Source organism: Pseudomonas chlororaphis subsp. aurantiaca (assembly GCF_013466605.1).
Lineage (GTDB): Bacteria > Pseudomonadota > Gammaproteobacteria > Pseudomonadales > Pseudomonadaceae > Aquipseudomonas > Aquipseudomonas chlororaphis_I.
On sequence record NZ_CP059162.1, the window covers coordinates 3,418,993 to 3,431,329 of the forward strand.

The following is a 12,337-nucleotide window of genomic DNA, read 5'->3' on the forward strand; positions in this document are numbered from 1 at the left end:
GCGAAACCTGGGCTTGCGGTGCGTCAGGTGGAACGCGCTGCCCGGATTGCGACCGCTGCGCGCTCGGACGCAGCCTCGCGTTGCTCGGCAGCGGCTACAGGCGGCTACAGGTCGGCATCAGGTGTAATCGGTACGGTTCAGCACATGGGCGAGGGCGCCCACCGGGAAGTTGCTGGGGGTGGCGAAGTCGGCGCCCTGGTAGCCGAAGATCTTGCCGTCGGTCCTGCCCGCTTGCAGGTCGATCAGCACCAGGCCCAGGGTCGGCACGATCTTTTCGCGCCAGACGAACAGGTACAGCTGTTCGGCGATCTTGTAGTAATGGCAGCGGTCGGTGTCCGCCAGGCCTTGCTCGACGCCCTTGAGGCACTGCCAGCTGTAGAAGTTGCGGTTCAGGTAGACATGCTCGTAGGCCTCGGTGGCGCTGTACACATACTGGTTGCGCAGGCCGAGCAGTTCCTCGGTCAGCGCGTGTTGCGGGCTGTCGGCGGTCAGCGGTGTGTCGAGGCTGCCGTGGAGGAACTGCGCCTTGACACGGGTCAGCTCGCGGCCGGACAGGGCACGGCTGAACAGGTCGACCCGGGTCTCGGCCTGGCTTGGCAGTTGCCCGATCACTGCGGTGAAGATGCTCCGGCCCAGGTCGAGGATCAGGCTCACCGAATGGACTTGGTCGTTCTCCGACTTGAGAAAGTCCACCAGGTAAATGCCGGAACGTATTGAGGTGGCTCGATAAACAGCCTCGCCGTGGGCGTTGCTTTCAGTGTCCTGCCAATGCAGCGTCTGTGAGCCGAACAGGTGTTCGATGCGCCAGCGGTTGGCGAAATGCAGGGTCAGGCTGCGGCCGTTGAGGTCATCCAGGCTGGGCAGGACATGGTTGTCGGCGGCAAAGCCTTCGGCCAGGGCGCCAACGGTAATCCATTCGGGTTGCAGGTTCATGAGGGCGGTTCTTGTCGATGAAGGAGAACCTCATGTTCAGCGTGCAAGCCCTTGTTGCCCATCAACCGAATGGTTGAGGCGCGGCGGTTTTTTACAGGAACAGCGCGCTCACCAGCTCGGTGCGGTTGTTCACCCCGACCTTGCGGAACAGGTTGATCAGGTGGGTCTTGACCGTTGGCAGGCCCAGCGCCAGCTGCTGGGCGATGGTCTTGTTGCAGGCGCCGTCGCGCAGCAGCCAGGCGATCTGCCGTTCCCGGGGCGTGAGGGCCTCCAGGCGTTCGTCGTGGCGCGAATAGGGCGCCTGGGCGGCGATTTCCAGCAGGCCTTGCAGCGCGTGCAGGGTGTTCAGTTCGTCAGGCTGGAACGGGCCCAGGCTGGCGTCGCGCAGCAGGGACAGGCCGGCGATCGGGCTGCCGCTGGCATTGCGCGCAAGGATCTCCACCACATCCAGCACCCCGTGGCGTTGCAGGAAAGCCTGGTAGACCTCGGTTTCATGCCGACCCTGCTGGGCCATGCCCATGTGCAGCGACAGCACCGGGCGACCCGCCGCCACGCAGTTGCGCGGGCGCAGTGGGTCGTAGTGCCGGTAGCGTTGAAGGTAGGCCTCATGCATTTGCTGGCTCATGTGGTACAGCGAAAAATGCTCGGCCTGCAGTTGCGCGTCGATGCGGTAGAAGGCGCACAGGGTCGCCGGCACCACCCGGGTAAAGGCGCCGATGCAGCGCTGGCCGAGTTCATGGGCGTTGGGCAGGGGGCTGTTGAGGCTATGGGGACTGATCATCGAAGGGCTCCTGGCGAATACTGACGGCTTCGCGTCAATGGGCAGAAGAAGCGGGCAAGTCGCGATGCAGTATGGACATTGTCGGGATTGCCGCCCGCTCGCCCCGGCCGGTTTTCCCGATTGCCGCAGGACCAAAAACCGCTGCCGGTTCCAACGCCCGGGAGGCGGGGAACGCGGCAGCGGCTATCACCGCCTCAGCGGCGGGCCTGGGTGAAGCCCAGCTCCAGGGCCGCGACTATGGCGTCGATCTGCGGCGGCTGGATCACCAGCGGCGGCGAGAGGATGATCTTGGTCCCCACCGGACGCACCATCACTCCGTTGTCGCGGGCGATCTGCGCCACCTGGTTGGCATAGCCGCCCATGGGGTCGATCGGCTCGCGGGTGGCCTTGTCGGCCACCAGGTCGAGGGCAATCATCAGGCCCTTGCCGCGCACTTCGCCGACGCTGTCGAAGCGTTCGGCGAACGACAGCAGCTTATTGAGCATGTAGTCGCCCATCTTCGCGGCGTTGGCCGGCAGGTCTTCCTTGACCACGATGTCGAGGCTGGCCAGGGCCGCCGCGCACGCCACCGGGTGCCCGGAGTAGGTGTAGCCGTGCATGATCGCGCCGGTGAAGTTGGCGTTCTTGCTGAACGCCGACTCGATCCGCTCGTTGACCACCGTGGCGCCCAGCGGGATGTAGCCGGAGGTGATGCCCTTGGCCAGGCACATGATGTCGGGTTTCACGCCCCACAGGCGGCTGCCGAACATCGAGCCGCTGCGGCCGAAACCGGTCACCACTTCGTCGGCGATCAGCAGCACGCCGTACTTGTCGCAGACCTCGCGGATCAGCGGCCAGTAGTTGGCCGGCGGCACTATCACGCCGCCGGCGCCCTGGATCGGCTCGGCGATAAAGGCCGCCACGGTGTCGGGGCTCTGGAACTGGATTTCCCGCTCGAGCAGGTCGGCGCAGATCTTGCCGAGTTCTTCCGGGTCCTGGCTATAGGGGTTGCGGTACAGCCACGGGGTGTCGACGTGGAAGCAGCCGGGCAGCAGGGGCTCGTAGTTGCGCCGGAACACGGTGTTGCCGTTGACCGAGGCGCCGCCGAAGTGGGTGCCGTGGTAGCCCTGGCGCAGCGAGATGAACTTGGTGCGGTCGGCCTGGCCTTCGAGTTTCCAGTACTGGCGGGCCAGCTTCAGCGCGGTCTCGATGGCGTCCGAGCCGCCGGAGCTGAAGGCTACGCGGCGCATGCCCTCGGGTTCCAGCAGGTTCATCACCACCCGCGACAGCTCTTCGGCGCGCGGATGGCTGACACCGTCGAACAGCTGGAAGTATTCCAGTTCGTCCAGCTGGGCGGTGATCGCCGCCTTCACTTCCTTGCGGTTGTGGCCGACGTTGACGTTCCACAACCCGGCGACGCCATCCACCAACTGATGGCCCTGGTCGTCGTACACATAGCAGCCATCGCCACGGACAATACGAATTGGCTCGCGTTGTTGCATTTCGTTGGGGTGCAGCATGGGATGCCAGAAGCGGCTTTGTTCGCTCACGTTGAGTCTCCTGAAAACGCACGGACAGCGTGGGACATAGTAGTGCGCCATTTGCCGGATGCCTGCTTGCCTCTGTGTGCCAGGTTCTTGATCGCCACTGCCATCGACCCGGTGTCCCTGATTCCGCTGTCCACCTGAAAAGCCGTGTTGGCAGGATTTACGACCGCTGCGCGGCCGATCGCAGGCTGCGCCAGCGGCTACAGGGATCGCGGTGTTTTTGTAGCCGCGGCCGAGCCCGCGAGGCTGCGAACGGTTTGGGCGGCACTCCGACGAAGCAACCGCAAATGCTGAGTCCGCGGTCTCTGGATAGACGCGCCAGCGGCGGCAAAAGCGTGTGTCGCGGTTCCCTGGCAGCCAGTGGCAAGTTTCGCGGCAGCCAGGATCAAGACGCTGGCCGGCATTGGTCTCAGAGTTCGATCCATGAGGCCAACTAGCGAGGATTGCCCATGAGTATTGCCATCGACCCACGTGTCGCCGCCTTTATCGACAGCCAGCACGGCCTGTTGATCGACGGGCGCAGCCAGCCGGCCTTGTCCGGTGCGCAGATGCCGGTGTTCAACCCGGCCACCGGTGAAGAGCTGACCCGCGTCGCCGCCGGCGCCGACGCCGATATCGACCTGGCCGTGGCCGCCGCGCGACGAGCCTTCGAGGGGCCTTGGGCGGCGCAGCGCCCGGCGGATCGCGAGCGCCTGCTGCTGAAGCTGGCCGATCTGCTGGAAGCCCACGGCGAAGAGCTGGCGCAGCTGGAAACCCTCAACAACGGCCAGTCGATCCACCTGGCCCGGGCCCTGGAAGTCGGCGCCGCCGCCGAGTTCACCCGCTACATGGCGGGCTGGGCGACCAAGATCGAAGGCAAGAGCCTGGACCTGTCCATCGCCGCCGTCCCGGGCGCCCGCTACCGTGCCTATACGGTGCCGGAGCCGGTGGGCGTGGTCGGGGCCATCGTGCCGTGGAATTTCCCCTTGCTGATGGCCATCTGGAAAATCGTCCCGGCCCTGGCCTGCGGCTGCACCGTGGTGCTCAAGCCGGCCGACGAAACTCCGCTGACCGCCTTGCGCCTGGGCCAGTTGTGCCTGGACGCCGGGATTGCCCCGGGGGTGGTCAACGTGGTCACCGGCAGCGGCGCCCAGGCCGGCGCGGCCCTGGCCGCGCACACGGGCATCGACAAGCTGGCGTTCACCGGCTCGACCCAGATCGGCAAGGTCATCGGCCATGCGGCGGTGGACAACATGACCCGGTTTTCCCTGGAGCTGGGCGGCAAGTCGCCGGTGATCGTGCTCGATGACTGCGACCCGCAGGCCGCGGCCGCCGGCGCCGCCGGGGCGATCTTCTTCAACCAGGGCCAGGTCTGTACCGCCGGTTCGCGCCTGTATATCCAGCGGGCGATCTTCGACCAGGTGCTGGAGCGCCTGGCAGCCATCGCCGGTTCCCTGAGCATCGGCCCCGGGCTCGACGAGCAGGCGCAGATCAACCCGCTGATTTCCGCCAAGCAGCAGAAGCGCGTGCTGGACATGATCGGCCGGGGCGTGGGCGACGGCGCCCGGGTGCTGTGCGGCGGGGTCGCCTATGGCGAGCAGGGCTTCTATGTGCGCCCCACGGTACTGGCCGACGTGCATGCGGGCATGCAGGTGGTGCGCGAGGAAATCTTCGGCCCGGTGGTGGTGGCCACGCCTTTCGACGAGATCGACGAGGTGGTGGCACTGGCCAACGACAATCAGTACGGGCTGGGGGCGAGCATCTGGTCCAACGACCTGGCCAAGGTCATGGACCTGATTCCGCGGATCAAGGCCGGCACGGTCTGGGTCAATACCCACAACATGCTCGACCCGTCGATGCCGTTTGGCGGCTACAAGCAATCGGGCATCGGTCGCGAAATGGGCCATGCGGCCATCGAGGCGTATACCGAGAACAAGTCGGTGTGCATCGCCTATTGACCTGTAGCCGCTGCCGCAGGTTGCGATCGGCCGGAACGGCCGTGGCGTACTTAAGGTCGCTGAAGGTCCTGCGGACCTTATCGCAGCCTGCGGCGGCTACAGTCGGATGCAGTCGTCCGGCCACTCCAGGCTGCGCAGACAGCCAGGTAAAACACGCCCGCCCGGCGTGCCCTTGAAATGCCTAGAACAACAACATCACCCATGCTTTCGAGGTCCAGCACCATGTCTTTCAGCGACAGACTCACCCGCCACCTGAACCAGGGCGTGGTCGGCTTTCCCACGGCCCTGGCCAGCGCCGTCGGCCTGATCATGGCCAGCCCGGTGATTCTCACCGCCACCACCGGCTTCGGCCTCGGCGGCGGGGCCTTCGCCGCGGCCATGCTGATCGCGATGCTGATGATGCTCGCGCAATCGACGACCTTCGCCGAAGCGGCCTGCATGATTCCCACCACCGGCTCGGTGTACGACTACCTGGCCTGCGGCCTGGGGCGTTTCTTCGCGATCACCGGGACCATTTCCGCCTACCTGATCGTGCATGTGTTCGCCGGCACGGCGGAAACCATCCTCAGCGGCGTCATGGCCCTGGTGAACTTCGAGTCCCTCAACACCCTGCTGGAACAGAGCGGCAGCGCCTGGCTGGTGGGTGTCGGGCTGGTGATCTTCTTCGGCCTGCTGAACGCTGTGGGCATCACCGCGTTCAGCCGCGCCGAGGTGATCCTGACCTTCGGCATGTGGACCACCCTGATCATCTTCGGCGTGGCCGGAGTGTTCAAGGCACCGGCGGTGGAGCTGAACGGCTGGTTCGGCGAGTCGATGGTCGGCACCGACCTGACCACCATCCTTTCGCTGGTGGGCATGGCCATGTTCATGTTCGTCGGTTGCGAATTCGTCACGCCGCTGACGCCGGAGGTGCGCAAGGCGGCGAAAACCATTCCCCGGGCCATGGCCCTGGGCCTGGTGGGCGTGGCCACCTGCATGTTCATCTACGGCGCGGCGATGAAGCGCCAGGTGGAGAACATTGCGCTGAGCGAAGATGGCAGCGTGCATTTGCTGGACACGCCCATGGCCATCCCGCAGTTCGCCGAGCAGGTGATGGGCCCGTACGGGCGGATCTGGCTGGGCGTCGGCCTGCTGTTCGCCGGGGCGGCGACCATCAACACGCTGATGGCCGGGCTGCCGCGCATTCTCTACGGCATGGCGCTGGACGGCGCGCTGCCCAAGGCCTTCACCTACCTGCACCCGCGCTTCAAGACGCCGCTGCTGTGCATCGCCGTGGCGGTGCTGATCCCGTGCCTGCACGCCTGGTGGCTGGGCGGCAGCACGGACAACATCATGCACCTGGTGCTGGCCGCGGTCTGTGCCTGGAGCACCGCCTACCTGCTGGTGACCCTGGCGGTGGTGGTGCTGCGCATCCGCCGTCCGGATTTGCCACGGGCCTACAAGTCGCTCTGGTTCCCGCTGCCGCAGATCGTCTCGTCGATCGGCATCCTCCTCGGCATGTGGTTCATCACGCCGCCGGGCATGAACCCGCGGGACATCTACGTGCCCTTTGGCAGCATGCTCGGCCTGACGGCGATCTATGCGCTGGTCTGGACGGTCTTCGTGCAGAAGGTCAACCCGTTCCGCCCGGTGCCGGTGGAAGAGGTGCTGGAGAATGCCTTCAACCTGCAATCCCCAGTTGAAACCCAAGCGCAGAACCTGCCTGGAGCCAAGCCCGATGAACAGTACAAGCTGGCGGCAAAACCTCTCTGAGTTCTGGCGGCGGCCACCCTCGGGCTATCGCCCGGGGGTGACCCTGAACCAGTTGCGCCGCGACCTGTCGGGGCTCGACTGTGCCGCGCAGGCACCCGGGCTGGCGCGGTTCACCTGGGCCGAGGCGGGCTTGGACTTCGAGGTCCAGGAGCTGCCACAGGCGCAGTTTTTGATGCACCTGGTGGTCTGCGAGTTTCGCCTGCGGGTCCCCGGTTCGCCGGGGCCGCAGGCGCGGATCGATATCCGCCATACCGGCGCGGTCCGCCGCCAGGGCGTCGCCACCGGCCTGAAGCAGGGCGCGAAGCAAGAGTGGGCGGGGCTGTTGCAGCAGTTGCACAACGATCCGCAACTGCTGGCGGCGTTGCTGCCGCTGGACTTCAAGCGCCTGCAACTGCAGCGCGACGAGCAGGGCTGGCTGGTGCGCCTGGAGCATTTCGGCGCGAGCGAGGTGGTCAACCGGTTGCCCGGTTTCCGCCGTTATATCCGCCTGAGCGCCGAGCAGCGTGACGCCTTGCTGGCGGCTTTCAAGCGTCTGCATTCCCTGTTGCGCAATCACTGAACCATGCCCACCCGTGCTGGCACAGCCCGTGCTTAGGCTATAACGGACTATCCATTGCGCCGCGCTTCCTTGTCCGGCAAATAGATAACATGTTAATGATGTCGCCATAACAACAAAGGCGGTTTCAGCCGGCTTCTGGAGGTGCACAGTGCTTGCTTCGCAAAGTTTCGGTTCCTGGATTGGCGCATTGCAGGGAGTTTGCGGTCGCTTCGACGCCCGCCAGGCGTTGAACTCGGCGTTGTTCATCGGCGAAGTCGGCTTGCGCGACTGCGCCGGCCTTGAGGTGGCGCAGATCCGCACCAATGCCGGACTGATCTCGCGCAAAAGCACCAGCGTCGATCATGAGGACGACCGGCACTGCTTCCTGATCATGCAGCGCAGCGGCCACGCCCAGATCAGCCAGGGCGGCGAGCGCATCGAACTGGCGCCGGGGGAAATGGCCCTGCTGGATTCGGCCGGGGCCTGTGAAATCGTCCCTCACGGCTTGATCGAACATGCCTCGCTGCATTTGTCCCGGGACGAGGTGTATCGCCATCTGCCGGCGCAGCAGCGCAAGTTCGGCAAGCTCTCGCAAAATTGTGCCAGTGGCCGCTTGATGCGCCTGCTGGTGGAGCAGATCTGTGGCGATGAACTGCAAGGTTGCGCCGCCCAGCAGGAAGGCCAGGCGTTGCAGGAAGCCTTGATCGCCTTGCTCGGCCCGACCCTGCGCCAGACTCCCGGCGCGAGCCTCGACGGCTACGACAGCCAGCATGGCGGTTGCCTGCGCAGCCAGGCCCGGCAGTTGATCAACCAATCCCTCAGCGAGCCCAACCTGACCCCGGTGTCACTGGCCAGCCAGATGAATATCTCGGTGCGCCAGTTGTACCGGCTGTTCGAAGAGCAGGGCGACAGCGTCTGCCGTTTCATCCAGCGTGCGCGCCTCGACCGCAGCGCGGCGGACCTGAGCAACCCGCGCCTGCGCCACGCGTCGATCACCGACATTGCCTTCAAGTGGGGGTTCACCGACTCGGCGCACTTCAGCCGTACCTTCAAGAAGCATTTCGAGCAGTCACCGCGGGATTACCGGGCTCGTTCGCTGAACGCCTGAGGAGCGTTCAGGGGTTTTCCAGGTCGTGCCCCAGGGACTGGATAAACAGCGAGAACAGTTCCGGCTGTGAGGAAATATCCAGCTTGGCGTAGAGATGGCGCCGGTGCACCTTGATGGTGTCCGGCGAGATCTTCAGCCGCTCGGCCATGGCCTTGGAGGAAAACCCGCGGAGGATCAGCCGGGCGATTTCCACTTCCCGATCCGACAGAACGCCACAGCCGAAATGACTGAGGGCGTCGCGGATCTGGCTGGCCATTTCTTGCGCGGCGGGCGCTGGCGGACGCTGGTTGCTTTGCTGCCAGTGCTGCTGCATCAGCGGCAGGACCCAGGCCGAGAATGTGGTGAGCTGGCCGATTTCCTCGGCGCTGAACGGCCGCTGCATGCCCAGCGACAGGGACAGGGTGCCGGCCTCGGGGATCTGCAGGATGAACTGCAACTTGTCCTCCAGCACGTTGTCGTGGAAGTAGCTGGAGAAATACTCGGTCTGCCGGAAATGGTCCGGCGCCACTTCCTCCAGGCGATACAAACCACTGGGGTAACCCTCGCGACAGGCCTGGAAGAACGGGTCCAGCAGGTACAGGCCATTGAGGTAGGTGAGCATCGACGCCGGCTTGTCCGAGGGCTCGGCATCGTATTCCTCGAGGGCGATGGGCAGGCCGTTGTGGGGATAGAAGATCGCCAGGGCGTTATCGAACGGCAAGGCCTGGTGCAGCAACAGCACCAGTTGCTTCCAGAAGCGCTCGCCGCCGATCTGCGAGAGGGTGCGCCCGAGTCCGGCATGCATGCCGATTTCCCTGAACAGAGTGATCAAATAGGTGGCTCCGCGTCGCTGCTGCTGTGGTCTGGCGTGCTGCTTTGCGCCAGCTGGAAGCACGGTTTCGGCGATTTGCCCGGCCACGTCAAGGGGGAGTACTCCAATAGGGGAATTGGCCCTGTACCCCCGGCTGCCTAAAGTGGCCTCCATCAAGTGCGACCCAGAGCGCATCCGCCTGACGTTCTTCGTTTCTGCCTCAAACCAAAAATAACCACGAGGATAACGACATGAGCTCTCCCTGCGCGCCGCAAGGCGCCCTGAAACCCACGCTGAGTGTGTTCGATGTGGTGGCCATTACCGTGTCGGGCGTGACCCCGGCCAGTTCGGTCTTCGTCATCGCGCCGTTCGCCATTCACCAGGCCGGTAGCGGGGTGTTCCTGGCCTTTGTCATGGCCGGGCTGCTGGCCCTGATGTTCGCCTTCTGCTACGCCGAACTGGGCCGCGCCCACAACAGCGCCGGCGGCGAGTATGTGTACGCCAAGCGGGTGTTCGGCGGCATGGCCGGGTACGCGACCTTTCTCACGGTGCTGGTGATGTTGCTGTTCATTCCGCCGGTGCTGGCCACTGGCGCGGCGACTTACCTGAACAATGCCCTGGGCACGCGCTTCGATTCGCAGACCGTGGCCCTGGTGATCGTGATCTGCAGCTATGCGCTGGGCATCCTCAATATCAAGCTCAATGCCTGGATCACCGGCACTTGCTTGCTGCTGGAGATCGCCGCGCTGCTGGTGATCGTGTTCCTGGGCTTCGGCAACGCCTCGCAGCCGGCAAGCATCCTGCTGCAGCCGCAGATCGTCGAGAACGGCGTACTGCACATGGCGCCCTGGGCCCTGGTGATCGGCGCGGTGGGCATCGGCCTGTTTTCCTACAACGGCTACGGCCCGGCGGTGCTGCTGGCCGAAGACATGAAATGCAAGGGCCAGGGCGTGCACAAGGCGGTGCTCTGGTCGCTGGTGCTGGTGGTGATCATCGAACTGGTGCCGCTGACCGCGCTGCTGATCGGCGCGCCGTCCCTCAGCGCTATGCTCGCCAGCCCCGACCCCATCGGCTACCTGCTCACCAGCCACGGCAACGAAACCCTGTCGCGGGTGGTCAGCGCCGGGATCTTCCTCTCGGTGTTCAATGCGATTGTCGCCATCGTGATCCAGATCGGCCGGGTGGTGTTCTCCAGCGGCCGCGATGCCTTGTGGATGCCGGGCATCAACCGCCTGTTCACCCGCATTCATCCGCGTTGGGATTCGCCTTGGCTGGCCACGCTGTTCCTCGCCGTTCCCTCGGCGGTGCTCAGCTTCAGCTCGAACCTGGCCGACCTGACCTCGTTCAGCGTGCTGCTGATCATGCTGGTGTACCTGATCGTCGCCCTCAGCGCGCTGATGAGCCGGGTGCTGCTGCGTGATCGCGCCCACCCGTACCGCATGCCGCTGTGGCCGTTGCCGGCGCTGCTGGCGGTGATCGGCGCCGGTTATCTGCTGTTCAATCTGTTCCTGGACGCTTCGCTCAGGGACATCATGGTGATCGTCGGCCTGCTGGCGCTGTCGGTGATCCTGTATGGCACCAACGGCCGGTTCAGCCCGGCGTTCCAGAAACTCTAAGGAGAAGTCATGCGCGCACGTCAATTGGGGATCAGCCTGGGCCTGGGTACTCCCGGCCCCTTCAATGCCATCACCGATGTTCCGGGGGTAAGGGTAGGCCACAGCACCCTCAGGACCACGGTCGACGGCAAGCAGGTGCGTACCGGGGTGACCCTGATCCAGCCCCGCGAAGGGTTTGCCCGGCTGCAACCCTGTTTCGCCGGCTGCCATGTGCTCAACGGCAACGGCGATGCCACCGGGCTGGAGTGGATCCGCGAGGCGGGCCTGCTGACCACGCCGCTGGCCATCACCAACACCCACAGCGTCGGCGTGGTGCGCGATGCGCTGATCGCCGAGGAACATGCAAGCCTGGCGGACCCTTCGGAATACTGGTGCATGCCGGTGGTGATGGAGACCTACGACGGCCTGCTCAACGACATCTGGGGCCAGCATGTCGGCCCGCAGCAGGTCCGCGAGGCGCTGGCCAATGCCGAGTCCGGGCCGGTGCGCGAAGGCGCGGTGGGCGGCGGCACTGGAATGATCTGCCATGAGTTCAAGGGCGGGATCGGCACGGCTTCGCGCCGGGTGCCGGGGGAGCAGGGCGGCTATACGGTCGGCGCGCTGGTGCAGGCCAACCACGGCAAGCGCGAGGAGTTGCGGGTCGACGGTTATCCGGTGGGGCGGCAATTGACCGGCATTCCGTCGCCCTTCGCCCAGCGCGGCACGCCGGGCATGGGCTCGATCGTGGTGATCCTGGCCACCGATGCGCCTTTGTTGCCGCACCAGTGCCAGCGCCTGGCGCAGCGCGCGTCCATCGGCATCGCCCGCACCGGCGGCGGCACCGAGGATTCCAGCGGCGATATCTTCCTGGCCTTCGCCACCGGCAACCGCGACCTGCCACCTTGCGCCTATGGGCGCCAGGGCGTGCCCTTCAGCACGCCCCTGGCGATGCTCAACAACGATTACATTTCGGCCCTGTTCAGCGCCGCCGCCGAGGCGGTGGAGGAGGCCATCGTCAATGCCTTGCTGGCCGGCGAACCGATGACCGCGGACAGTGGCGCGAGCGTTCCGGCACTGACCGGGGAAACCTTGTTAGAGGCTATGAAACTAACTGGATGGAACAAGCCTGTATGAACTAAATAACTGCGACCCAGTCGGCAAAACAATGTTTACCTTTATTTAATATTTAAATTCGAGATTGTCGGACAATTATCCTCGGATATTGAAGCACAAAGAATATTTCGACTTGTCGGTCACTGTTTGCTGGAGTTCGTTGGAACAGTGGAATCAGGCGTCAAAAAAGTAGTGGACGCCTGATTTAAAATTGTGTCAGCTTTCTTTCGCCTGCATTGGGCGAGTGATAGGACGATCTCGCCA

General features: G+C 64.8%; 10 protein-coding genes. 6 read left to right on the forward strand and 4 right to left on the reverse strand.

The window, feature by feature from the left end; genetic code table 11:
- Nucleotides 1-117: 117 nt before the first annotated feature.
- From H0I86_RS15645 to H0I86_RS15655, 3 genes are all read right to left on the reverse strand, one after another.
- Nucleotides 118-933, reverse strand: a complete 816-nt coding sequence (locus H0I86_RS15645) for a molybdenum cofactor biosynthesis F family protein (RefSeq protein ID WP_180925731.1) — start codon at nt 931-933, stop codon at nt 118-120.
- Nucleotides 934-1,024: 91 nt separating this feature from the next.
- Complete coding sequence (locus H0I86_RS15650; protein WP_180925732.1) at nt 1,025-1,714, reverse strand: helix-turn-helix transcriptional regulator; 690 nt, start codon at nt 1,712-1,714, stop codon at nt 1,025-1,027.
- 194 nt (nt 1,715-1,908) lie between these two features.
- Nucleotides 1,909-3,243 carry an aspartate aminotransferase family protein gene (locus H0I86_RS15655; RefSeq protein ID WP_219637324.1) on the reverse strand — a complete coding sequence of 445 codons (1,335 nt, stop codon included), beginning with the start codon at nt 3,241-3,243 and terminating at the stop codon, nt 1,909-1,911.
- Nucleotides 3,244-3,689: 446 nt separating this feature from the next.
- Between H0I86_RS15655 and H0I86_RS15660 the strand changes: the two genes are divergently transcribed.
- From H0I86_RS15660 to feaR, 4 genes are all read left to right on the forward strand, one after another.
- Nucleotides 3,690-5,177, forward strand: coding sequence for an aldehyde dehydrogenase family protein (locus H0I86_RS15660; RefSeq protein ID WP_180925734.1), 1,488 nt, complete (start codon nt 3,690-3,692; stop codon nt 5,175-5,177).
- 222 nt (nt 5,178-5,399) lie between these two features.
- Nucleotides 5,400-6,929, forward strand: a complete 1,530-nt coding sequence (locus H0I86_RS15665; RefSeq protein ID WP_180925735.1) for an APC family permease — start codon at nt 5,400-5,402, stop codon at nt 6,927-6,929.
- Nucleotides 6,930-6,966: 37 nt separating this feature from the next.
- Nucleotides 6,967-7,488, forward strand: coding sequence for a DUF3156 family protein (locus tag H0I86_RS15670; protein WP_180925855.1), 522 nt, complete (start codon nt 6,967-6,969; stop codon nt 7,486-7,488).
- 148 nt (nt 7,489-7,636) lie between these two features.
- Complete coding sequence (feaR, locus tag H0I86_RS15675) at nt 7,637-8,575, forward strand: transcriptional regulator FeaR (protein ID WP_180925736.1); 939 nt, start codon at nt 7,637-7,639, stop codon at nt 8,573-8,575.
- A 7-nt stretch (nt 8,576-8,582) separates the two neighbouring features.
- Here the strand turns inward: feaR and H0I86_RS15680 are convergent, their stop codons facing one another.
- On the reverse strand, nt 8,583-9,386 hold the full coding sequence (locus H0I86_RS15680; RefSeq protein ID WP_180925737.1) for a helix-turn-helix transcriptional regulator: 804 nt from the start codon (nt 9,384-9,386) through the stop codon (nt 8,583-8,585).
- Nucleotides 9,387-9,616: 230 nt separating this feature from the next.
- On the opposite strand from H0I86_RS15680, the gene H0I86_RS15685 reads away from it, so the two are divergent.
- Nucleotides 9,617-10,981: an APC family permease gene (locus tag H0I86_RS15685; RefSeq protein WP_180925738.1), complete on the forward strand. Its 1,365-nt coding sequence runs from the start codon at nt 9,617-9,619 to the stop codon at nt 10,979-10,981.
- A gap of 9 nt (nt 10,982-10,990) precedes the next feature.
- Nucleotides 10,991-12,094 (forward strand): DmpA family aminopeptidase, encoded by a 1,104-nt coding sequence (locus H0I86_RS15690; protein ID WP_180925739.1) that lies wholly within the window; start codon nt 10,991-10,993, stop codon nt 12,092-12,094.
- The last annotated feature ends 243 nt before the right edge of the window (nt 12,095-12,337 follow it).

Coding starts and splice junctions, on each gene's coding strand:
- H0I86_RS15650 (WP_180925732.1), bottom strand. CDS start 1,714: ATGATCAGTCCCCATAGCCTCAACAGCCCCCTGCCCAACGCCCATGAA.
- H0I86_RS15660 (WP_180925734.1), top strand. CDS start 3,690: ATGAGTATTGCCATCGACCCACGTGTCGCCGCCTTTATCGACAGCCAG.
- H0I86_RS15645 (WP_180925731.1), bottom strand. CDS start 933: ATGAACCTGCAACCCGAATGGATTACCGTTGGCGCCCTGGCCGAAGGC.
- H0I86_RS15665 (WP_180925735.1), top strand. CDS start 5,400: ATGTCTTTCAGCGACAGACTCACCCGCCACCTGAACCAGGGCGTGGTC.
- H0I86_RS15685 (WP_180925738.1), top strand. CDS start 9,617: ATGAGCTCTCCCTGCGCGCCGCAAGGCGCCCTGAAACCCACGCTGAGT.
- H0I86_RS15690 (WP_180925739.1), top strand. CDS start 10,991: ATGCGCGCACGTCAATTGGGGATCAGCCTGGGCCTGGGTACTCCCGGC.